Origin of the sequence: Streptomyces sp. NPDC048370, from assembly GCF_043200825.1 — a bacterium.
Taxonomy (GTDB): domain Bacteria; phylum Actinomycetota; class Actinomycetes; order Streptomycetales; family Streptomycetaceae; genus Streptomyces.
Genome location: NZ_JBICYI010000005.1, coordinates 78,642 through 99,150 on the forward strand (window position 1 = coordinate 78,642; position 20,509 = coordinate 99,150).

The window sequence follows — 20,509 nt, forward strand, 5'->3', positions numbered from 1 at the left end:
CACGGAGGCGGACGCGACGGCGACGGCGGCGTTCGCGCTGGCCGGCATCGGAGCGGGGCCGTACGCGCGGAAGCACTCCGCCGCGGTCACGGCGCCCCCCGGCGGCGGCGCTCAGCCGCCGTCGCGGAAGGTCAGCCGGAAGAGCGCGCCCCCGCCCGGCGCGGTCTCCGCGACCAGCTCGGCGGCGTGCGCCCGCGCGATCTGCCGCGCCATGGCCAGCCCGAGCCCGGATCCCGGCAGGGAACGGGCCGCCCCCGCACGGTAGAACCGGTCGAAGACGTACGGCAGGTCCTCCGCCGCGATCCCCGGCCCATGGTCCCGTACGGTCAACTCCGCCCCCGCGCCGAGCGCCACAAGCTCCACCTCCACCGGCAGCCCTTCCCCGCTGAACTTCGCCGCGTTGTCGAGCAGGTTCCCCAGCAGCCGGCTCAGCCGCGCCGGCACCCCCGGCAGGACCACCACTTCCGTACGCACCCCGAACGGCACCGCCGGCCAGTGCGCCCGCGCCGCCTCCACGCAGTGCTCCACGAGCGCGTCGAGACGCACCGGCTCCACCAGCGGGGTCGGCTCCTCGTCCCGCGCCAGCTCGATCAGGTCGTTCACCAGACCGGTCACCTCCCGCAGCTGCCGCCCGAGCGCGGCCGACGCCCGCCCCCGCTGCTCCGGTGTGAGCCGCTCCGCCCGCGCAAGGAGTTCCGCGTTGGTCCGCAGCGCGGTCAGCGGGGTCCGCAGCTCGTGCGAGGCGTCCGCGACCAGCCGCCGCTGCGCGGTGACGGACTGCTCCAGCTCCCCGAGCATGGTGTTGAAGGTCCCGGCGAGCCGCGTGATCTCGTCCTCCCGCCCGGCGGCCCCCCGCGCGGGGAGCTCGATCCGGTGCCGGGGATCGCGGGTCGCCGCGATCCGCTCCGCCGCCGCCGTGAGCCGGGTCACCGGGGCGAGCCCGGTCCGGGACACCCAGTACCCCAGCGCGGCGGCCAGCAGCACCCCGGCCGCCGCCGTCAGCAGGAGCCACCACGAGGCCTCTTCGATGCCCGCCTCGACCGTGTCGGCCCGCAGCGCCACCTGCAGCGCCCGCCCCTTCGCGTAGTCGGTCGTGAGCATCCGCGCGGGGTGCCCGGCCACCGTGATGTTCGTGTAGTACGGGGCCCGCTCCCCCGCGGCGACCTCCCGCGCGGCCGGCGCCACCGGCAACTGCCCCGGCGGCCGAGGGTCCTGGGCCGGGTCGGCCGGCACCACCTCCGCGCAGGCCGGGGCGGCGAGGAAGCGGCACTCGCCGGCCAGCGTGCCCGGCGGCCGCCCCGGATCGCGCTGCGCCGCGAGCCGCGCGGACTGGGTCAGGCTCAAATCGAGCTGGTCGTACAGCGCGGACCGTACGACGACGTACGCGGCCGCGCACACCCCGACCGCCACGAGGGCCACCGCCGCCGTGACGGCCAGCGCGAGGCGGGTCCGTAGCGGCCGCCTCCTGCGCCACACGCCCCCGAGCCGCCGCCGGCCGCCCGCGCTCACAGCGTGTCCAGCCGGTAGCCGACCCCGTGCACGGTGTGGACGAGCCGCGGCTCGCCCTCGGCCTCCAGCTTCCGGCGCAGGTAGCCGACGTAGACGGCGAGCGAGTTCGAGTCGGGCCCGAAGTCGCGCCCCCACACCAGCTCCAGGATCAGCTCGCGCGGCAGCACCTGGCCGGGGTGGCGCAGCAGCAGTTCGAGCAGCGCGGCCTCGGTGCGGCTGAACTCCAGCGGCCGCGCGCCGCGCCGCCCGGTGCGCGTGGCCGGGTCCAGTACGAGGTCGGCGAAGCCCAGGGGGCCGCTGCCCGGCGGCTCGGGCGCGGCCCGTCGCAGCAAGGCCCGGACCCGGGCGACCAGTTCGTCAAGGGCGAAGGGTTTGACGAGGTAGTCGTCGGCCCCCGCCTCAAGGCCGTCGACGCGCTCGCTGACGGAGTCGAGCGCCGTGAGGACGAGTACGGGCGTACGGTCGCCCATCGCGCGCAGCTGACGGCACACCCCGAGCCCGTCGAGCACCGGCATCATCACGTCCAGGACGACCGCGTCCGGCTCCCACCGCGCCACCTCGCTCAGCGCGGCAAGCCCGTCCGCCACTCCCCGTACGTCGTACCCCTCGACGGCCAGGCCGTCCTGGACGGCGGCCCTGACCTCGGGCTCGTCGTCGACCACCAGAATCCGATGCATGGGGCAAAGCCTGCCAAAGCCGCGGGCGGATCCTCTTAGAACGTTCTTAGGGCGCACCGGGAGTGTGCGCCCATGACCACTCGAACCCCTCGACACACACCACCTGCGGCACTGTCCGTCGTGATCGGTGCGGGCGGCACCGGCGGCCACATCTACCCGGGCCTCGCCCTCGCCGAGGCGCTGCGCGCGGCCGTCCCGGACGCCGTGATCTCGTTCATCGGGACCGAACGGGGCCTGGAGACCGAGCTGATCCCCGGCGCCGGCCACCGCCTGCACACCGTCGACATGATCCCCTTCGACCCCGCGCTCGGCGCGAAGAGGTACCTGCTGCCCGCGGCCCTGCTGCGCTCGGCGCACCAGGCCCGTTCCGTGATCCGGGCGCAGGGCGCGCGGGTCGTCGTCGGCATGGGCGGCTATCCGAGCGCGCCCGCCGTGCTCGGTGCCCGGCTCGCGGGGGTGCCCGCCGTGATCCACGAGTCCAACGCGGTTCCGGGCCGGGCCAACCAGTTCGCGGCCCGGCTCACCGAGCACGTCGCGGTGGCCTTCGACCGCAGCCGCCCCCATCTGGCGGGCGGGGCGCGGGCGTTGACCACGGGGATGCCGATCTCCGCGGCGCTCTCCGGGCTCGCGGACCTGCCGGGGCCGGAGCGGGCGGCGCTGCGCACCGAGGCCAGGCGCACGCTGCGGATCCCCGACGGGCGGCGACTGGTCGTCTTCAACGGCGGCAGCCTGGGGGCGGTCCGCCTCACCGGGGCCGCGGTCGCCCTGGCCGGCCTCTGGCAGCACAGGGACGACGTACAGCTGCTGGTCAAGACGGGCCCGGCGGCGCTGCCGGACGCGGCGCGGGACCTCGCGGCGTCCGGCGGGCAGCGGATCGCGCGGGCCGTGGCGTACCTGGACCGGATGGACCTGGTGTACGCCGCCGCCGACCTGGTGGTCTGCCGGGCGGGCTCGGCGACGGTCGCGGAGCTGGCGGCGACCGGGGTCCCGGCCGTGCTCGTCCCCTATCCGTACGCCCCGGGCGACCACCAGACCCACAACGCCCGGGTGCTGTCCGACGCGGGAGCCGGGCTGCTGCTGCCCGACTCCGAGACCACCGCCGAACGGCTCGCCGGTCTCATCGGCCCGCTGCTGGCCGACCCGGCCCGGCTGGCCTCGATGGCCGGCGCCGCCGACCCCGGCCCGCACGCGCGGGCCGCCGAACTGCTGGCCGCGGAGGTCCTCCGCGTGGCCGGCGTCCGCCTTCCCACCTTGGAGCACGCATGACCACGAACACGGCCACGGACACGAACTGGGCCGACCGCACCGTCCTCGTCACGGGGGCGGAGGGCTTCATCGGCTCGACCCTGGTGGACCTGCTGGTGGCGCGGGGCGCGCGGGTGCGCGCCTTCGTGCACTACAAGCCGTACGCGGAGAAGGGGCATCTGGCCCGCTACCTGGCCGACCCGAGCGGCCCGGTGGAGATGTGGGCGGGCGACATCCGCGACGCGGGCCGGGTAAGCGACGCGGTCGCCGGCTGTGACACCGTCTTCCACCTGGCGGCCCTGATCGGGATCCCGTACAGCTACGCCTCACCGGGCGCGTACGTGCAGACGAACGTCACCGGTACGGAGAACATCGCGGAGGCCTGCCGCCGCCACGGCGTACGCCGCCTCGTGCACACCTCCACCAGCGAGGTCTACGGCACGGCCCGGACGGCCCCCATCGCGGAGGACCACCCGCTCCAGCCGCAGTCCCCGTACTCCGCGTCGAAGATCGGCGCGGACATGATGGCGCTCTCCTTCCACCACGCCTTCGAACTGCCGGTGACGGTGGTGCGGCCGTTCAACACGTACGGCCCCCGCCAGTCGGCGCGCGCGGTGATCCCCACGATCCTGGCCCAACTCCACTCGGGCTCCCGGGAGGTCCGCCTGGGCTCGACCACGCCCACCCGGGACTTCACGTACGTGACGGACACGGCCGAGGGCTTCCTCGCGGTGGCGGAGTGCGACCGTGCCCTTGGCGAGGTGGTCAACCTCGGCTCCGGCCAGGAGATATCCATCGGCGACCTGGCGAAGGCCCTGATCACGGCCTCGGGCCGGGAGGCGGACGTGGTGGTGGACCCCACCCGCCTGCGCCCCTCGGGCAGCGAGGTGCACCGTCTCCTGTCGGACAACTCCCGCGCCCGCGAGTGGGCGGGCTGGAAGCCGATGGTCTCCCTCTCCGAAGGCCTGGACCGCACGTCGGACTGGGTCGCGGCCAACCTCAGCCTCTTCGCCCCGGACCGCTATCAGGTGTAGGGCGGGACGGCCTCGGCCACCTGAGACAACCTCTAAGCCTTGATCGGTGCGGCCGACCTGGCGGCCTGCTCGATCTTCGCGCAGTAGGCCGCACGGGCTTCCTCGTCGATCTGCTCCTCGTGTTCGGGGCGCAACCCGGTCCGGCCGTCGAGGCCCTCGCGCAGGATGTCGGCGTGCCCGGCATGCCGGATGGACTCGCCGAGGACATGGACCATGACGGCGAACAGGTTCGTCTCGGCATGAGGCTCCGGCCACCACGGCACGTGGCCGGGGGCGTCGAGGGGAAGCTTGTTGATCGTCGCGTCCGAGTGTTCCCACGTGCGCCGGTAGAACCCGATGATCTGATCGCGGGTCTCGCCCTCGGTCGCCCACAGATCGCTGCCGTCGGAGTCCTGCCACCGGGGCAGCGGTTCCGGGGAAGGGCGGTCGAAGACCTCGCCGAAGTACCTGGCCTCGACGGTGGCCACGTGTTTGACCAGGCCGAGGAGGTTGGTCCCGGTCGCCGTCAGGGGCCGGCGGGCGTCGTACTCGGACAAGCCGTCGAGTTTCCAGAGCAGCGCCTCGCGGTCCCGCCGCAGCCTCCCGTGGAGGTTGGCCTTCGCGAATTCATCGATCATGCGGCATGAGCCTGCCACGCGCTGCTCGTGGCCTCAAGACCCCGCGAGTGGTGCCGCAGGATCCTTCGCGTCCGCAGCCCACATCTGCCACCGCCGCCTGAACAGGTGAACAGCATCCTTCACGGGGGGAACGCTGCGCGACAATGGATCATGTGAACAGAACTGATGAATCCGACTCCGTCGTGGCCCACTTGTGGCAGGAACACATGCGCGCGCCGTTCCCCGCCGGACTACGCGGCGCGGATCGGGCAGGCATCGACCTGGTCCTCCTCGATGCCGACATCGCCGGGTGCGTGTCCACCTGGCAGAGCAACGGCGGTTCTCTCGATGCGGAGCGCCACAGGATCCTGCACAGGCGCATCGCGGACCTGGACCAGATCCTGCCGTTGCTCGGCGCAACAGAGGACCCCCCTTACTGGCAGCGCCTGCACCAGCTGGCTCGACTCGTAGCCGAAGCAGATCCGCGACCCACCACGACCGGTCACGTCAGTTGTTGATCAGAGGGATGATCTCCGCCCCGTAGGCGTCGATGGTCGCTTCGCGGTTGTCGTGCATGTTGTAGAGGGCGAACTGGTCGACGCCGAGGTCGCGCAGGTGGCGGAGTTTGGCGATGTGGGCCTCGGCCGGGCCGAGGAGGCAGAAGCGGTCGACGATCTCGTCGGGGACGAAGTCGGCGGACGGGTTCCCGGAGCGGCCGTGGTGGCTGTAGTCGTAGCCGTGGCGGTCCTTGATGTACGCCGTGAGGGCCTCGGGGACCATGTCGGAGTGCTCGCCGTACCTGGCGACCAGGTCGGCCACGTGGTTGCCGACCATGCCGCCGAACCAGCGGCACTGGTCACGGGCGTGGGCCAGGTCGTCGCCGACGTACGCGGGCGCCGCGACGCAGATCGTGAGCGCGTCGGGGTCGCGGCCGGCCTCCTCCGCCGCCCTGCGGACCGCCTTGACCATCCACTCCGTCAGGAACGGGTCGGCGAGCTGCAGGATGAAGCCGTCGGCCTTCTGCCCGGCGAGGGCGAGGGCCTTCGGGCCGTACGCCGCCATCCAGACCGGGAGCTTGCCGCCGGCCACCCAGGGCAGACGGATCGGATTGCCGTCCACGACCGCCTCGCGGCCCTCGGCGAGGTCGCGGATGACGTCGATCGCCTCGCCGAGGCGGGCCAGGGTGTTGGGCTTGCGGCCCGCCACCCGCATCGCGGAGTCGCCACGGCCGATGCCGCACACCGTCCGGTTGCCGTACATGTCGTTGAGGGTGGCGAAGGTCGAAGCCGTCACCTCCCAGGTCCGCGTCCCGGGGTTCGTCACCATCGGGCCGACGTGGAGCTTGGTGGTGTGTTCGAGGATGCGGCTGTAGATGACGAACGGCTCCTGCCAGAGCACGGCGGAGTCGAAGGTCCAGCCGTAGCGGAAGCCGTTGCGCTCCGCGCGGCGCATCAGGCCGACGACCTCGGATGCGGGCGGGTCGGTCTGCAGGACGAGTCCGAAGTCCACGTCGTCGTTCTCCTAGCTCAGGTACTGGCAGGTGGATCGCGGGGTGAAGGCGCCGTGCCCGGCGCGTCCGGTGAACTTCCGCTGGTCGATGACGAGTTCGCCGCGCGAGAGGACGGTCTCGACCTGACCGGTGACGGTCCTCCCCTCGTACGCCGAGTAGTCGACGTTCATGTGGTGGGTCTCCGCCGAGATCGTCTGGACGGCGTGCGGGTCGTAGATCACGACGTCGGCGTCCGCGCCGGGGGCGATCGTGCCCTTCTGGGGATACAGGCCGAACATCCGCGCCGGGGACGCGCAGGCGATCTCGATCCAGCGTCGGCGGGAGATGTGGCCGTCCACGACGGCCTGGTGGAGCAGGTCCATGCGGTTCTCCACGCCCGGCAGGCCGTTGGGGATCTTCGAGAAGTCCCCTCGGCCCAGGTCCTTCTGGCCGGTGAAGCAGAACGGGCAGTGGTCGGTGGAGACCACCTGGAGGTCGTTGGTCCGCAGGCCCCGCCAGAGCGCCGCCTGGTGCTCCTTCGGCCGAAGGGGCGTGCTGCACACGTACTTGGCGCCCTCGAAGCCCGGCTCCGCCAGGTTGTCCGTCGACAGGAACAGGTACTGGGGGCAGGTCTCGCCGAAGACCGGGAGTCCCATGTCGCGCGCCGCCGCCAGCTCGGCGACGGCCTCCTCCGCCGAGACGTGGACGACGTACAGCGGGGCGCCCGCGACCCGGGCGAGCTGGATCGCCCGGTGGGTGGCCTCGGCCTCCAGGAGGACCTTGCGGACCTCGCCGTGGTAGCGGGGGTCGGTCTCGCCGCGGGCGAGGGCCTGCTCGACGAGGACGTCGATCGCGATCCCGTTCTCCGCGTGCATCATGATCAGCCCGCCGTCGTCGGCGGCCCGCTGCAGCGCCCGCAGGATCTGCCCGTCGTCCGAGTAGAAGACCCCCGGATAGGCCATGAACAGCTTGAACGAGCTCACGCCTTCCTGGACGAGCCGGTCCATCTCCTTGAGCGTCGACTCGTTCACGTCGGACATGATCATGTGGAAGCCGTAGTCGATCGCGCAGTTGCCGTCGGCCTTGGCGTACCAGGTGTCGAGCCCTTCGCGCAGGGAGCGGCCGACGCTCTGGACGGCGAAGTCGACGATGGTGGTGGTGCCGCCCCAGGCGGCGGCCCTGGTGCCGGTCTCGAAGGTGTCGGAGGCGAACGTGCCGCCGAACGGCAGCTCCATGTGGGTGTGCGCGTCGACGCCGCCGGGGATGACGTAGCGGTCCGTGGCGTCGATGGTGCGGTCGGCGGTCCAGCCGGCGGCCGCGTCGGAGCCGTGCGCCGCCAGGGCGGCGATCCGGCCGTCCTCGATGAGGACGTCGGCGTGGATCTCGTCGGCGGCGGTGACGACGAGGCCGCCGCGGATGAGGGTTCGGGTGCTCACGGGTCTCCCCCTGGCTGAAGGCGGTGAACTACAGGGAACGGAGGGCCTGTTCGATGATCGCGGCGCCCTCTTCGGCCTCGGAGACGGTGAGCGAGAGCGGCGGTGCGATCCGCAGGGAGCTGGTGTTGTGGCCGCCTCCCTTGCCGATGAGCAGACCGCTCTCGCGGGCCGCCTCCAGGACGGCCGAGGCCGCCGCCGGGTCCGCCTCGTCCGTGCCGGGCCGGGTGAGCTCGATACCGATCATCAGGCCTCGGCCGCGCACCTCCCGTACGGCGTCGACCCCGGCACCTGCGGCCCGCAGCCGCTCCAGCAGCAGCCCTCCGACGCGCCGGGCGTTGCCCTGGAGGTCGTGTTCGAGGAGGTACGCGAGGTTGGCGAGGCCCGCCGCCATGGTGATCGGCGAACCACCGAAGGTGGAGATGGAGTTGGCGTCGATGCAGTTCATGATCTCGGCGCGGGCGACGACTCCGCCGACCGACATGCCGTTGCCGATGCCCTTGGCGAAGGTGAGGATGTCCGGCGGACCCGCCTGGCCGTGCGCCTGCCAGCCCCAGAAGTGGTCTCCGGTACGGCCCCAGCCGGTCTGCACCTCGTCGGAGATCCACAGGATGCCGTGCCGGTCGAGGACGCGGCGGAAGGCGGCGTAGAGCCCGTCGGGCGGGGAGGTGAAGCCGCCGACGCCCTGGATGGGTTCGGCGATCAGCGCGGCGACGTCCCGGGTGTGGCCGAGGAGGTCTTCGAGGTCGGCGACGCAGGCGTCGACGAAGCGCTCGTCGGTGTACTGGGCGTAGGGGCCGCGGGTACGGACGCCGCCGTGCACGTACAGGGTCTGGAGCGGGGAGAGGCTCGTCGGGGACCAGGCGCGGTTGCCGGTGATGCCGACGGTGGAGAAGGAGCGGCCGTGGTAGCTGTTGCGCATCGCGAGGATCTGGTTGGTGCGACGGTACGCGGTGGCGAGCAGCAGGGCCGTGTCGTTGGCCTCGGTCCCGGAGGTGGTGAAGAAGACGCGCGCGTCGGGGATGCCGGAGAGGGTGGCGATCCGCTCCGCGAGCTCCACCATGGGGCGGTTGAGGTAGAGCGTGGAGGAGTGGACGATCCGGCCGGCCTGTTCGGCGACGGCCTTGGTGACCTCGGGCACGGCGTGCGCGGTCATGGTGGTGAGGATGCCGCCGAAGAAGTCGAGGTACCTGTTCCCGTCGGCGTCCCAGACGTGGCGGCCCTCGCCGTGGGTGATCTCGATGGGGTCCTTGTAGTACAGGGCGACCCAGTCGGGGATCACCGCGCGATGGCGGTCGTAGAGACCGGTCACGGCTGCACCAGCCCGTCGTAGGCGTCGGGGCGGCGGTCGCGGTAGAAGGCCCACTGTTGCCGCACCTCGTCGATGAGGCGGAAGTCGAGGTCGCGGACGATGAGTTCCTCGGCCTTGTCGGAGGCGACCTCGCCGACGAACTGGCCGCGCGGGTCGACGAAGTAGCTCGTGCCGTAGAAGTCGTTGTCGCCGTACTCCTCCTGGCCGACCCGGTTGATCGCGGCGACGAAGTACTCGTTCGCGACGGCGGCCGCGGGCTGCTCCAGCTGCCAGAGGTAGGAGGAGAGGCCGCGCGAGGTGGCGGACGGGTTGTACACCAACTGGGCGCCGTTGAGGCCGAGTTGACGCCAGCCCTCAGGGAAGTGACGGTCGTAGCAGATGTAGACGCCGACCTTGCCGACGGCGGTGTCGAAGACCGGCCAGCCGGCGTTTCCGGGCCGGAAGTAGTACTTCTCCCAGAAGCCCTTGACCTGCGGGATGTGGTGCTTGCGGTACTTGCCCAGGTAGGAGCCGTCGGCGTCGACGACGGCGGCGGTGTTGTAGTAGAACCCGGCGCCCTCGACCTCGAAGACGGGGACGACGATCACCATGCCGGTCTCGCGGGCCAGCTCCCGCATCCGCGTGACCGTCGGCCCGTCGGGGACGGCTTCGGCCCAGCGGTAGTGCTCGGGCTCCTGCACCTGGCAGAAGTAGGGGGCGTTGAAGACCTCCTGGAACCCGATGACCTTGGCACCCTGCCGGGCCGCCTCGCGGGCGTGCTCCTCGTGCTTGGCGATCATGGATTCGGTGTCGCCGGTCCAGGTCGCCTGGACGAGTGCGGCGCGTACGACGTCGGTCATGAGCTGCTCCTTCGGCGCGGCGTCAGAGAGCCTCTACGCACGTAGACGCGGTGCGTAGGAGGAGAACGTAAGCCCCGTCACACCTCGGAGCAAGACCACCGCCGTGAACCGCCTGAGTCGATCATGTTTCATACCCGAGTGGTCCATGTCGGACACGCACCGACACGTTCGAGCTACCGCAAAAGCCACTCGCCGGTGAGGGCCATGACCTCCGGGCGGGTGCGACCGACGTGGTCGGCGGCGATGAAGTGGGTGCCGATGCGGACCGAGAACGTCAGTATGCAGCGGACCTCCACCTCGTCCTCGTTCGCGCAGAAATCACGGAACAGCGAGCGCAGATAGTCCATACGCCGGTTGTCGGTGCGCCGGAGCCGTTCCGCGACGGACTCGTCGCGGCGGGCCCAGTCGCGGATCGCGAGGTCGACCGGGGTACCGGTCACCGGGTGGTCGAGGCCGTCGAGGGCGTCGACGAGCGCGAACAGGCGCTCCAGCTTGACCCTGCCGTCTCCCCCGCCACTCTCGACCCGCTCGATCACCGCCTCGGTGACCTCGCGTTCCCAGGTGTCGAGCATCTCGGTCAGGAGGGCGTCCCGGTTGCGGAAGTACCCGTAGAAGCCGCCTTTGCTGACGCCGAGCGCCTGGGCGAGGGGCTCGATCCGGACGGCCTCGGGGCCGCCGGCGGCGAGCGCGCGCAGGCCTTCCTCGATCCACCTGCCGCGCGGCGTACGCGTCACGCCCATGATGTGTCTCCCCTCACGCTCCCCCGACTATACGGTGCCGTATACATGGGTGCTAGCTTGATCTATACGGCATCGTATAGACGAGGGGCCTGGCGACATGAGACTTCCCAGCACCGCGCACACCTCCCGCCCCTGGCGGATCCACGAGATCGCCCCCGACTTCCATCTGGAGGACGTGTGGGCGCTCCCGACGCCCGGCGGACCCGACGACCTCGCACGGCTCGTGGAGCAGTTCGCCAGTGAGAACGACGGCAGGGGCGACGGGGCGCTCTCCGCACCGGTCACGCGCCTGCTCTTCGCGATCCGCTGGAAGCTCGGCAAGCTGCTCGGCCTGGACAAGCCCGACTCCGGCACGGGTGCCCGGGTGGCCACCCTGCGCGACCGGCTGCCCGCCGACCTCCGCGAGGGCCCGCGCGGCCCGGACCTCAAGGAGGTTCCCTTCACCTCCGTCTACCAGACGCACGACGAGTGGGTCGCGGAGATGGCGAACCGGACCGTCCACGGGCTGATGCACATCAGCTGGGTACCCGACGGATCCGGCGGCTACCGCGGCCAGATGGCGGTCCTCGTGAAGGCGAACGGGCTGCTCGGGGCCGTGTACATGGCGTTCATCAAGCCGTTCCGGTACCTCGGCGTGTATCCCGCGCTCATCAGGGGGATCGGGCGCGAGTGGCAGGCGCGTACGGGTGGGAGCAGCGTCGGCTGACCGCGCCTCAGCCGCCCGCCAGGCCCGCGACGCGCAGGGCGTGCAGCAGGTCGCGCTCGCGGGCCGGGGACACCGTGCGCGCGGCGGCGCGGAGTTGGGGGACGAGCCCGGGCGGGTCGGCGGCGGCGAGCCGGGCGGCGTCCTCGGGCGTACGGACCCGGAGGAAGGCCGCGAGCAGGGCCTGGGCCTCTCGGTCGTGGCCCTCGGCCCGCAGCGCGGCGCACGCGCCGGCCAGCTCGCCGACCGGGCGGGCGACGCCCTGCCGCAGCAGCTGCTCGCAGTCCTCGGCCCTGCCCGCGTCGGCGAGCGCCCCGGCGACGGCGGCGAGGCGGCCGGGCGGCAACGAGGCCGCCTCCCAGAGCAGGGTGGACCAGTCGGCGCCGAGGCCGACGCGGTGCAGCTCCGCCGCGAGCGCCGGAAGCCAGCCGGGCGGCCCGGCGACGGCCTCGCAGAGCAGCACGTGCGCCTCACCGCTGCGACCCTGGGCACGCAGACGCCGGAGGGCGTACACGGCGTTCCCCGCGGCGCGGACCGCGTCCGCCCCGGTCTCCCCCGGAGAGGTACGAGCCGCGGACCCCGGCGCAGCCTCGACCCCGCCGAACCGGGCCCCTCGGGGCGCGGCCCCGGCCACGGGCAGTTCGACCACGGGCGCGGGCACGGGGTCCGGTGCCTCCTCGGCGTCGTCGAGCCAGGCGTACCGGGCACCGCGCGGCTTGCGCCGGGCGGTGGGAGCGGTGGCGGCAGGGGCGGGGGCCGGGGCAGCTGTGGGGGCGGAGGGCGCCTGGGCGCGGGGCGAGGGGCCCTGATCCCGATCGGGTCCGAGCGCCGCGAGGCGAGCCGTCAGTTCCCCGATGCGGGATGTCGCGCGGGCGTGGTCGTCTCCGGCCCAGGCCAGTTCGTCCGTGATCCGGTCGGCGTCCGAGGCGTTCCTGGCCTGCCGGAGGCGGGTGGCGAGTTCATGGGTACGGCTCTCGGCGTACCGGCGTTCGTGGTCCATCGCCGCCAGCCGCTCGCGCAGCGCCTCCGCCCCGCCCGGCCGCCGGTCGTGGGCGGCGGCGGCCGCCCCGTGCAGCGCCCTGGCCCGGGCCGCCTCGGGCCCGTGGGCCGGCTCGCCCAGGTCCTGGAGGAGCGACTCGACGACGTCCCAGGGTGGGATCTCCGTACCGGCGAAGCAGGCTCTCAGGCCCTCGGGGTCGCGGCCGGCGAAGACCCCGTACCAGCCCTCGCCCGGCACAAGGCGCACCGCCATCTCACCCAGGTGGCGCGCGAACGCACCGACCTCCGCCGGGAGTTGATACACCGTCATATCGCCCGCACCGCCCGTGCACTCGACTGGAACCTTCCGGTCCACGGGTATTCGACCCCAGTCGTGTTACGGGACGGCTACAGACTGTTTTCGCCCGGCGCCCGCCTCGCGGCGAACGGGTCGGAAGCCGACCCGCGAACAGGTCAGAAGCTGACCACTATTCCCGTGTGCGGACGCTTCCCGAGCCGGGCGATCGTCGCCGGCCAGTCGACGAGCCAGTACTGCCAGGTGTACTTGCGGGCGAGCAGCTTCCGTACGCGCCGCAGCTCCTCGCCCTCCAGGAGCCGGCCGACACCCTCCAGGCGCACCGCGCCCTCCGGGACGTTCCCGCGCACGTCGCAGACGGCGACCGCGGCGCGGGGGTCGTTGCGCAGCCGCTTGACCTTCCAGGAGTCGCTGCGGGTCCAGACGTACAGCTCGTCGCCCTCGACGGCATACCAGACCGGGGTGGCGACACCGGTGCCGTTCCGGCGGAAGGTGGTCAGGCTGACGTAGCGGCCGCGCCGCAGCTCCTCGGGAATCATGCGGTCGAGGGTACGCAGGGACCTGGCCGGATCCGCACGGCGGTGCGTCGTCAGACGGGTACCAGCGCGCACCGGACGATGATCTCGTCCATCGACAGGCCGAGGACGCCCGCGAGCGCCGCGACGGTGAAGAAGGCGGGGGTCGGGGCCCGCCCGGTCTCGATCTTGCGGAGGGTCTCGGCCGAGAGACCGGCCTTCGCCGCGATCTCGACCATCGAGCGGTCGCCGCGCGCCTCGCGGAGCAGACGGCCGAGCCGCTCGCCGCGCTCGCGCTCTTCGGGGGTCAAGGGGGTGCGCACCATGCACACCACTCTAATACCGGTATAGTAATTGGCATGGTGGAGATCAAGACAGAAGCATCCCTGCGTGCCATGCGCGACACGGGACGGGTGGTCGCCGAGGCGCTGGCGGCCGCACGGAAGAAGGCGGCGCCCGGGGTCACGGCGAAGGAGCTGGACCTGGCGGCCCGGGAGGTGCTCACGGCGGCCGGGGCCGGCTCGCCGTTCCTGGGCTACCGCCCCGAGTGGGCACCCGTGCCGTTCCCCGCGGTCGCGTGCGTCTCGGTGAACGACGCGATCGTGCACGGCATCCCGGGCGACCAGCGCCTGGCGGACGGGGACCTCGTCTCCGTCGACTGCGGGGCGCTCCTCGGAGGCTGGGCGGGCGACTCCGCCGTCAGCTTCACCGTGGGCCGGGCCCGCCCCGAGGACACCCGGCTGGTCGACACGGCGTACGCCGCACTCGAGGCGGGCATCGGCGCGGCCGTCGTCGGCAACCGGATCGGCGACATCGCGCACGCGATCGGCCGGGTCTGCCGGAGCGCCGGGTACGGCATCCCGGACGGTTTCGGCGGCCACGGCATCGGCCGGAAGATGCACGAGGACCCGGGCGTGCCCAACGAGGGACGCCCGGGCCGGGGCATGCCGCTGCGGCACGGCATGGTCCTCGCGATCGAGCCGATGCTGATCGGCGGCGGCGAGGACGACCACTACACGGCGCGGGACGGCTGGACGATCCGTACGATCGACGGCTCGCGCGCCGCCCACGCCGAGCACACGGTGGCGATCACGGACGACGGCCCGAGGATCCTCACGGCGCTCTGAGACGCGGGCCTACGCGACCGGCCCCGTACCGGCCCGCCCGACCGGCCGTACCGGTCGGGCACCGACCCACCCCACCGGCCGTACCGGCCTACCCCACCGGCCGCACGACCATCGCCGAGCCGCCGCCGCGCCGTACGGTCTCGGCGGCGGCGACCCAGCGGCCGTCCGGCAGGCGCTGGACGCCGGTCGCCGCGCCGATCTCCGGGTTCTGCCGGAAGCCGTGGCCGATGGACTCCAGCTCCGCCTTCAACGGGCTGTTCCACAGGCCCGGTTCCAGCTCCGTCGTCGTCTGGTTGCGCTGGCTCGCCCGGGGCGCCGCGATGGCGTCGACGAGCGGCAGGTCGCGGTCGAGGACGCCGGTGAGCGTCTGCAGCACGGTGGTGATGATGGTCGCCCCGCCCGGCGAGCCCAGCGCGAGGACCGGGCGGTCGTGCCGGTCGAGCACGATCGTCGGGGACATGGAGGAGCGCGGCCGCTTCCCGGGCCCGGGAAGGTTCGGGTCGTGGACGGCCGGGTTCGCCGGGGCGAAGGAGAAGTCGGTGAGCTCGTTGTTGAGCAGGAAGCCGCGGCCGGGGACGGTGATCCCGCTGCCGCCCGTCGACTCGATCGTCAGCGTGTACGAGACGACGTTGCCCCACTTGTCGGCGACCGTGAGGTGCGTGGTGTTCTCACCCTCGTACGTGGTCGGCGCGGCCGTCCCGCCGCTCGCGCAGGCCTTCGGGTCGCGCGGGTCGCCCGGTGCGAGCGGACTGGTCAGCACGGCGTCGTCGCGGATCAGGCACGCGCGGGAGTCGGCGAACCGCTGCGAGAGCAGCTCCCGCGTCGGCACGTCCTCGAAGGCGGGGTCGCCGACCCAGCGGCCCCGGTCGGCGAACGCGATCCGGCTGGCCTCGATGAAGCGGTGCAGGTAGGCGGTGCGCGAGGCGGAGGAGAGGTCGGTGCGCTCCAGGATGTTGAGCGCCTCGCCGACGCTCGTACCGCCGGAGGAGGAGGGGGCCATGCCGTAGACGTCGAGGCCCCGGTAGGAGATCTTCGTGGGCCGCTGCCGTTCCGTCTCGTACGTGGCGAGGTCACGCTCCGTCAGATCGCCGGAGCGGACGACCCGGGTGGCCCCCTCCCGTACCGGAGGCTTGCGGACGGTGTTCACGATGTCCCGGGCCAAGGGGCCCCGGTAGAGCGCCCCGACACCCTCCCGGCCCAGCTTCTCGTACGTACGCGCCAGATCGGGGTTCTTGAACGTCGAGCCGACCACCGGGAGTTGGCCACCCGGCAGGAACAGCTCGGTGGAGGCAGGGAAGTCCCGGAAGCGGGCTTCGTTCGAGGCGGTCTGGGCGCGGAAGGTGGCGTCGACGGTGAATCCGTCGCGGGCGAGGCGCCCGGCCGGTTCGAGGAGCGTGCGCAGCGGCTTGGTGCCCCAGGCGTCGAGCGCGGCCTTCCAGGTCGCCGGGGTGCCGGGGGTGCCGACACCGCGGCCGCTGGTCATGCCCTCCTCGAACGGGATGGGCGCGCCGTTCTCCACGAAGAGGTTCGCGTCGGCCGAAGCGGGCGCGGTCTCGCGGCCGTCGATCGTACGTACGGTACGGGTCCTGGCGTCGTAGTGGACGAAGTAGCCGCCTCCGCCGATGCCCGCCGAGTAGGGCTCGGTGACGCCGAGGGCGGCGGCGACGGCGACCGCCGCGTCGACGGCGTTGCCGCCCTTGCGGAGCACCTCGATGCCCGCGGCGGAGGCGTCGGCGTCGACGCTGGCCACGGCGCCGCCGTAGCCGACGGCGACGGGTTCCTTCACGGGCGGTTTCGGGCCGGTGGGCGGCGCCGCCGCGCCCACCGAGAGCACCGTCACGGCGACGGCGAGCAGAGAGACCTTCCGAGCGGCGGAACGACGCATCCGTACCTCCAGTCAACAACCGTCCGCGCAGCGTAACTTCCGTCCCGCCTTCGCGTCAGGACCACCTCGAACACGGGTGCGCCGTACCGCTACCATGCGCGCCCATGAACGAAGACCTGCGCAACGTCGTCCTGGGGGTGCTGGCGACCGGGCTCAGCGCCTCGCTGGGCTGGCTGACCCGTACCTATCTGTGGCGCCGTCGACTCGGGCGCAAGCAGGCGTTCTTCGGGCTGCGCGACGGCTCCGAGTGTCTGCTCGTGGTGAACCGCCAGGCGGGCAGCGAGCGGGCGGTGCACCACGTCGACGTCTCCGCCCTGCTGGAACTCTCCGCCCTGATCAAGGACTGCGGGTCGCGCCCGGAGATAGTCCAGCACGACGAGGCCCGGCAGGGGCTCGGGGATCGTGCGGAGTTCTGCGTCGGCGGACCGTACTCCAACCGCCGGATGGCCGCGCATCTGTCGACCCTGCTTCCCGGCCTGACGATGAGCGTGGAGACGGAACCGGCGGCGGACCGGGGCATGTTCACGGTCGGGGGCGAGGTGTACCGGTGCGTGAACGGGTCCACCGAGCACGCGATCCTCGCGCGTCTGACCGGCGGCGAGGGCGGGCTGCCGGTCTTCCTCCTCTGCGGGCAGGCCGCGGTGGCCAACCGGGCCGCGAGCCGCTATCTGGCCCGGCATCACGAGAGGCTGGCGCGGAAGTACGGCTCCGGCCCCTTCGTGCTCCTCCTGAAGGTCGTCAACTCCGATGCGTACGGCCCCGATGTGGTGGAGCTGGTCGCCGATGTCACGACGGCGGCGCGGACCGCGCCCGTGGTCGAACCGGCAGCGACTTGACGCCGTTGATGAAGTTGGAGACGAGCCGGCGGGGCGGGGCGGCGAGTTCGAGGTCCCGCAGGGCGTGACGCACCTCCTCGTGCAGGACGCGGAGTTGGAGCCGGGCGAAGTGTGCGCCGAGGCAGACGTGCGGGCCCTCTCCGAAGGAGACGTGCGGGTTGGGGCTGCGGTCCAGGTCGAGGCGGTGGGGGTCGGCGAAGGCGCGTTCGTCGTGGTTGGCGGAGGCGTGGAAGACGACGACCTTGTCGCCTGCGGCGATGCGGCGGCCCGCCAGTTCGGTGTCGCGGGTCGCGGTGCGCCGGAACGAGAGCACGGGCGGGTGGACGCGCAGGAGTTCCTCGACGGCCCGGTCCACGGCGACCTCCCCGTTCCAGAGCCGTCGGCGTTCGTCCGGGTGGCGGGCGAGGGCGAGCAGTCCGCCGGGGGCGGCGCTGCGGACGGTGTCGTTGCCCGCGACGGTCAGCAGGAAGAAGAACATCTCCAGCTCGGCGGGCCGGAGTTCGGAGCCGGCGAGCACGCTCATGATGTCGTCGCCCGGCTTCTTCCGCTTGTACGCGGCGAGTTCCTGGGCGTAGTCGAACATCTCGGCGAGCATCGCGGGCGACCGTGGGTTGACGGGCCGCCCCTGGTCGTCGAGGACGGGCGGCTCGTCGGGGTCCTGGTAGGCGATGACCCGCTCGGTCCAGGCGAGCAGCAGACCCCGGTCGCCCGCGGGCACCCCGAGCAGGTCGGTCAGGTTGAGCAGCGCGTAGTCGTCGGTGACGGCGCGGACGAGGTCCACCTCGGGGCCGGCGTCGAGGGCGGCCGCCAGCAGCTCTCGCGCGCGTGACCGGGCGGTCTCCGTGAACCGCTCGATCCGCCCGGGTGTGAAGGCCCGGCTGACGAGCCGCCGCAGCCGGCCGTGGCGCGGAGGGTCCTGATTGAGCATCATCCGCCGGATGAACGGCAGGTCGGCGGGGTCGGGGTCGCGGATCTGGGTGGCGCCGAGGTACGAGGAGTACTCCGTGGCCTCCTTGAGCACCCGTACGACATCGGCGTGCCGCGTGACGGCCCAGAACCCGGCCCCGGCGGGCCACCCGAGGACGGCCCGCTCCTCCTGCCACGCGACGGGCCGGTGGTCGCGCAGCGCGCGGTAGGCCTCGTGCGGGATGCCGTCGGCGTAGATCCTGGGGTCGAAGACGTCGGGTACGTCACTCTCGCTCTCCACACCCCCAGCCTGGTCCCCCGGCGCCCGGTTTTCCAGACGGCCCCTCACCCCTCGGCGCGCGTCCAGAGGCTCAGGTCACTGCTCGTCGCGACGGCGAGTGTCCGCCCGGACGGTGAGAAGCCGACGGCGCGGAGCTCGGACCAGGTCGCGTCGAACACGTGCCACCACGTCTCCCCGTGGGGCCCGCGGTAGGGCGCCCCACCGTCGGTGGCGAGCAGGACGCGGTGGTTGGGCCAGGCGGGCGCGACCGCGTCCACGCTCCACCCGCCGTGGGCCGTGGCGTGCAGCCCGCCGCCGTAGAGTCCGGCGATGCGCACCCGCTGCCCCGTCAGGGGCCCGAGCCCGGGGCAGGAGAGATCGGCGCCGCCGGGTATGTCGTCCTCGGGGCCCCGGTCGCGGGCGATCTTCTCTCCGGAGACCGCGTCGAACAGCCCGTGCCCGTCGCTCGAGACGACCATCACGAGGTCGTGCCCGCTGCGGGGATCGACCCCGAAGCCGATCCCGAGGAGTCCACCCACCGCGGCGTACGGCTGGAACACCGAGCGCCAGGGCGTGGGCGGGTCGACCTGCGGTGCGGCGAGGACGCGCTCTCTCAGGGCGGTTTGGTACGGCGAGAGCCCGGGGGTGGTGGTGGACATGTGGTCGTACTCCTTCGGGCGGGCGGGGCGGGCAGGCGGTTTCGGTGGCCGAGTATCGCCCATCTCACATCCGACATCACCGGAATAGATCGGATTATCGCAACCTCCGCCGCGCTGGTGCCCTCTTCCCTCGGCAAGAGAGATCACTACGGAGGTTGTCCCTGTGAACCGCACCCGCCCGCGCGCCCTGCTCACCGCCACCGCCGGGGTCCTCGCCGTCGCCGCGCTCAGTTCGTGTTCCGGGGGTGCCGCGGCCGCCGGGGGCGACGGTGGGGAAGGCGGCCGGAAAGAGGTGCCGCCGATGCGGATATCCGTGAACCTCACCGGCGACCGGGCGAAGGCCGGCGAGCCCGTCACCGTGACGCTGGCCGAGGGGACGCTGCGCGAGGTGACGGTGACCGACTCGAAGGGCGCACAGCTCGACGGGAAGGTCTCCGGGAACGGGAAGACGTGGACGTCGGCCCGGAAGGCCACGCCCGGGACCGCGTACGCCGTCGAGGCGCGGGACGCCGCCGGGGGCAGCGCGAAGGCCGCGTTCACCACCGCCGCCCCCGAGAAGGTCAACAAGCTGACGCTGGCCCCGGGGAAGAACACCACGGTCGGTATCGGCCAGCCGCTGTCGATCGTCTTCGACCACCCGGTGAAGAACAAGGCCGAGGTCGAGAAGCAGCTCAAGGTCACCACCTCGAACAACACCGAGGGCTCCTGGGGCTGGATGCAGGACTGGTCGGGCAAGGACCGGGTCGACTGGCGCCCGAAGACGTACTGGACCTCCGGCACGAAGGTCACGCTGGACGCCACGCTGAGCGGCGTCGACTCCGGCGTCGCGGGCGGCTGGTTCGTCCGCGACTACACCACCAGCTTCTCGATCGGGAAGCACCAGCTGGTCAAGGTGGACCTCGACAACCACCGGCTGACGCTGCTGCGCGACGGGCAGACGGTGAAGGACGTCCCGATGTCGGCCGGTACGCCGGGCGGCGAGAAGGCCTCCTGGCGCGGGAAGACGGTCCTGATGTCCAAGGAGGGCACCATCAACATGCGTTCCGAGACCGTCGGACTCGGCGACGCCTACGACAAGATGGTCGACTACTCGATGCGGCTGACGTGGTCGGGCATGTACGCGCACGCGGCGCCCTGGAACGCGGCGTACTTCGGCAGCGCCAACAAGAGCTCCGGCTGCATCGGGATGAGCGACGCCGACGCGCGGAGTGTGTACGACCAGGTGCAGGTCGGCGACCCCTTCGAGGTCACCGGTTCCGACGCCAAGGGGACGCAGGCCCTGAACAACGGGTACGGCGAGTGGAACCTCTCGTGGGACGAGTGGCAGACCAAGAGCGCGCTGCGCTGATCGCCCGTTCAACAATCGTTACCCTCGCGTAACTTACCGACCAGTTACCCCGAGTAAGCCCGCCAGGTTACCGTCGGGTCAC

Annotated in this window: 21 protein-coding genes; 7 read left to right on the forward strand and 14 right to left on the reverse strand. The window is 72.4% G+C overall.

Annotated features, from left to right (window positions below):
* Positions 1 to 111: 111 nt before the first annotated feature.
* Positions 112 to 1,509 (reverse strand): sensor histidine kinase, encoded by a 1,398-nt coding sequence (locus tag ACGFYP_RS13380; protein WP_393491202.1) that lies wholly within the window; start codon positions 1,507 to 1,509, stop codon positions 112 to 114.
* A complete protein-coding gene (locus ACGFYP_RS13385; protein ID WP_393491205.1) occupies positions 1,506 to 2,186 on the reverse strand; it encodes a response regulator transcription factor in 681 nt (226 codons plus the stop codon). The genes ACGFYP_RS13380 and ACGFYP_RS13385 overlap by 4 nt, the downstream gene beginning before the upstream one ends.
* A 72-nt stretch (positions 2,187 to 2,258) precedes the next feature.
* Here ACGFYP_RS13385 and ACGFYP_RS13390 point away from each other — a divergent pair, with 72 nt between their 5' ends.
* Entirely contained in the window at positions 2,259 to 3,452 is a 1,194-nt protein-coding gene (locus ACGFYP_RS13390; RefSeq protein ID WP_393491208.1) for a glycosyltransferase, read from the forward strand.
* Complete coding sequence (locus tag ACGFYP_RS13395) at positions 3,449 to 4,465, forward strand: SDR family NAD(P)-dependent oxidoreductase (protein WP_393491214.1); 1,017 nt, start codon at positions 3,449 to 3,451, stop codon at positions 4,463 to 4,465. Before ACGFYP_RS13390 ends, ACGFYP_RS13395 begins: the two co-directional genes overlap by 4 nt.
* A gap of 32 nt (positions 4,466 to 4,497) precedes the next feature.
* Here the strand turns inward: ACGFYP_RS13395 and ACGFYP_RS13400 are convergent, their stop codons facing one another.
* A complete protein-coding gene (locus ACGFYP_RS13400) occupies positions 4,498 to 5,082 on the reverse strand; it encodes a DinB family protein (RefSeq protein WP_393491221.1) in 585 nt (194 codons plus the stop codon).
* Positions 5,083 to 5,234: 152 nt separating this feature from the next.
* Between ACGFYP_RS13400 and ACGFYP_RS13405 the strand changes: the two genes are divergently transcribed.
* Entirely contained in the window at positions 5,235 to 5,579 is a 345-nt protein-coding gene (locus tag ACGFYP_RS13405; protein ID WP_393491227.1) for a hypothetical protein, read from the forward strand.
* Here the strand turns inward: ACGFYP_RS13405 and ACGFYP_RS13410 are convergent.
* The 5 genes from ACGFYP_RS13410 to ACGFYP_RS13430 form a co-directional block, all read right to left on the reverse strand.
* Positions 5,569 to 6,570 (reverse strand): TIGR03842 family LLM class F420-dependent oxidoreductase, encoded by a 1,002-nt coding sequence (locus tag ACGFYP_RS13410; RefSeq protein ID WP_393491232.1) that lies wholly within the window; start codon positions 6,568 to 6,570, stop codon positions 5,569 to 5,571. The two genes, ACGFYP_RS13405 and ACGFYP_RS13410, sit on opposite strands and share 11 nt — an antisense overlap.
* Before the next feature lie 12 nt (positions 6,571 to 6,582).
* A complete protein-coding gene (hydA, locus tag ACGFYP_RS13415) occupies positions 6,583 to 7,986 on the reverse strand; it encodes a dihydropyrimidinase (RefSeq protein WP_393491237.1) in 1,404 nt (467 codons plus the stop codon).
* Between the two features lie 28 nt (positions 7,987 to 8,014).
* The gene (locus ACGFYP_RS13420; RefSeq protein WP_393491242.1) at positions 8,015 to 9,295 is read right to left on the reverse strand and encodes an aspartate aminotransferase family protein; all 1,281 of its coding nucleotides are present in this window, start codon (positions 9,293 to 9,295) and stop codon (positions 8,015 to 8,017) included.
* Positions 9,292 to 10,134, reverse strand: coding sequence for a nitrilase-related carbon-nitrogen hydrolase (locus tag ACGFYP_RS13425; RefSeq protein ID WP_393491245.1), 843 nt, complete (start codon positions 10,132 to 10,134; stop codon positions 9,292 to 9,294). The genes ACGFYP_RS13420 and ACGFYP_RS13425 overlap by 4 nt, the downstream gene beginning before the upstream one ends.
* A 173-nt stretch (positions 10,135 to 10,307) precedes the next feature.
* Entirely contained in the window at positions 10,308 to 10,874 is a 567-nt protein-coding gene (locus ACGFYP_RS13430; protein ID WP_393491248.1) for a TetR/AcrR family transcriptional regulator, read from the reverse strand.
* Between the two features lie 97 nt (positions 10,875 to 10,971).
* Between ACGFYP_RS13430 and ACGFYP_RS13435 the strand changes: the two genes are divergently transcribed.
* Positions 10,972 to 11,580, forward strand: coding sequence for a DUF2867 domain-containing protein (locus tag ACGFYP_RS13435; protein ID WP_361962382.1), 609 nt, complete (start codon positions 10,972 to 10,974; stop codon positions 11,578 to 11,580).
* A gap of 7 nt (positions 11,581 to 11,587) precedes the next feature.
* Here ACGFYP_RS13435 and ACGFYP_RS13440 read toward each other — a convergent pair whose 3' ends face one another.
* The 3 genes from ACGFYP_RS13440 to ACGFYP_RS13450 form a co-directional block, all read right to left on the reverse strand.
* Positions 11,588 to 12,886: a UL36 very large tegument protein gene (locus ACGFYP_RS13440; protein ID WP_393491252.1), complete on the reverse strand. Its 1,299-nt coding sequence runs from the start codon at positions 12,884 to 12,886 to the stop codon at positions 11,588 to 11,590.
* Between the two features lie 143 nt (positions 12,887 to 13,029).
* Positions 13,030 to 13,410, reverse strand: coding sequence for a PPOX class F420-dependent oxidoreductase (locus ACGFYP_RS13445; protein ID WP_393491255.1), 381 nt, complete (start codon positions 13,408 to 13,410; stop codon positions 13,030 to 13,032).
* A 50-nt stretch (positions 13,411 to 13,460) separates the two neighbouring features.
* A complete protein-coding gene (locus ACGFYP_RS13450; protein WP_361962376.1) occupies positions 13,461 to 13,712 on the reverse strand; it encodes a helix-turn-helix transcriptional regulator in 252 nt (83 codons plus the stop codon).
* A 33-nt stretch (positions 13,713 to 13,745) separates the two neighbouring features.
* Here ACGFYP_RS13450 and map point away from each other — a divergent pair, with 33 nt between their 5' ends.
* Positions 13,746 to 14,513: a type I methionyl aminopeptidase gene (map, locus tag ACGFYP_RS13455; RefSeq protein ID WP_393491262.1), complete on the forward strand. Its 768-nt coding sequence runs from the start codon at positions 13,746 to 13,748 to the stop codon at positions 14,511 to 14,513.
* A gap of 88 nt (positions 14,514 to 14,601) precedes the next feature.
* On the opposite strand, the gene ggt is transcribed toward map, so the two are convergent.
* Positions 14,602 to 16,398 carry a gamma-glutamyltransferase gene (gene ggt, locus ACGFYP_RS13460; RefSeq protein WP_393491268.1) on the reverse strand — a complete coding sequence of 599 codons (1,797 nt, stop codon included), beginning with the start codon at positions 16,396 to 16,398 and terminating at the stop codon, positions 14,602 to 14,604.
* A gap of 104 nt (positions 16,399 to 16,502) precedes the next feature.
* Here ggt and ACGFYP_RS13465 point away from each other — a divergent pair, with 104 nt between their 5' ends.
* Positions 16,503 to 17,234, forward strand: a complete 732-nt coding sequence (locus tag ACGFYP_RS13465) for a hypothetical protein (RefSeq protein ID WP_393491273.1) — start codon at positions 16,503 to 16,505, stop codon at positions 17,232 to 17,234.
* On the opposite strand, the gene ACGFYP_RS13470 is transcribed toward ACGFYP_RS13465, so the two are convergent.
* Together ACGFYP_RS13470 and ACGFYP_RS13475 are read right to left on the reverse strand one after the other, a co-directional pair.
* Positions 17,185 to 18,441 (reverse strand): cytochrome P450, encoded by a 1,257-nt coding sequence (locus ACGFYP_RS13470; RefSeq protein ID WP_393491278.1) that lies wholly within the window; start codon positions 18,439 to 18,441, stop codon positions 17,185 to 17,187. The two genes, ACGFYP_RS13465 and ACGFYP_RS13470, sit on opposite strands and share 50 nt — an antisense overlap.
* Positions 18,442 to 18,485: 44 nt before the next feature.
* Positions 18,486 to 19,079, reverse strand: a complete 594-nt coding sequence (locus ACGFYP_RS13475) for a hypothetical protein (protein ID WP_393491283.1) — start codon at positions 19,077 to 19,079, stop codon at positions 18,486 to 18,488.
* A 163-nt stretch (positions 19,080 to 19,242) separates the two neighbouring features.
* Between ACGFYP_RS13475 and ACGFYP_RS13480 the strand changes: the two genes are divergently transcribed.
* Positions 19,243 to 20,427 carry an Ig-like domain-containing protein gene (locus ACGFYP_RS13480; protein ID WP_393491288.1) on the forward strand — a complete coding sequence of 395 codons (1,185 nt, stop codon included), beginning with the start codon at positions 19,243 to 19,245 and terminating at the stop codon, positions 20,425 to 20,427.
* The last annotated feature ends 82 nt before the right edge of the window (positions 20,428 to 20,509 follow it).

Bases quoted from the DNA above. Each gene is read 5' to 3' on its own strand.
- ACGFYP_RS13440 (WP_393491252.1), bottom strand. From the start codon at position 12,886: ATGACGGTGTATCAACTCCCGGCGGAGGTCGGTGCGTTCGCGCGCCAC.
- ACGFYP_RS13425 (WP_393491245.1), bottom strand. From the start codon at position 10,134: ATGACCGACGTCGTACGCGCCGCACTCGTCCAGGCGACCTGGACCGGC.
- ACGFYP_RS13435 (WP_361962382.1), top strand. From the start codon at position 10,972: ATGAGACTTCCCAGCACCGCGCACACCTCCCGCCCCTGGCGGATCCAC.
- ggt (WP_393491268.1), bottom strand. From the start codon at position 16,398: ATGCGTCGTTCCGCCGCTCGGAAGGTCTCTCTGCTCGCCGTCGCCGTG.
- ACGFYP_RS13395 (WP_393491214.1), top strand. From the start codon at position 3,449: ATGACCACGAACACGGCCACGGACACGAACTGGGCCGACCGCACCGTC.
- ACGFYP_RS13400 (WP_393491221.1), bottom strand. From the start codon at position 5,082: ATGATCGATGAATTCGCGAAGGCCAACCTCCACGGGAGGCTGCGGCGG.
- ACGFYP_RS13385 (WP_393491205.1), bottom strand. From the start codon at position 2,186: ATGCATCGGATTCTGGTGGTCGACGACGAGCCCGAGGTCAGGGCCGCC.
- ACGFYP_RS13445 (WP_393491255.1), bottom strand. From the start codon at position 13,410: ATGATTCCCGAGGAGCTGCGGCGCGGCCGCTACGTCAGCCTGACCACC.
- map (WP_393491262.1), top strand. From the start codon at position 13,746: ATGGTGGAGATCAAGACAGAAGCATCCCTGCGTGCCATGCGCGACACG.
- ACGFYP_RS13430 (WP_393491248.1), bottom strand. From the start codon at position 10,874: ATGGGCGTGACGCGTACGCCGCGCGGCAGGTGGATCGAGGAAGGCCTG.
- ACGFYP_RS13390 (WP_393491208.1), top strand. From the start codon at position 2,259: ATGACCACTCGAACCCCTCGACACACACCACCTGCGGCACTGTCCGTC.
- ACGFYP_RS13450 (WP_361962376.1), bottom strand. From the start codon at position 13,712: ATGGTGCGCACCCCCTTGACCCCCGAAGAGCGCGAGCGCGGCGAGCGG.
- ACGFYP_RS13475 (WP_393491283.1), bottom strand. From the start codon at position 19,079: ATGTCCACCACCACCCCCGGGCTCTCGCCGTACCAAACCGCCCTGAGA.
- ACGFYP_RS13465 (WP_393491273.1), top strand. From the start codon at position 16,503: ATGAACGAAGACCTGCGCAACGTCGTCCTGGGGGTGCTGGCGACCGGG.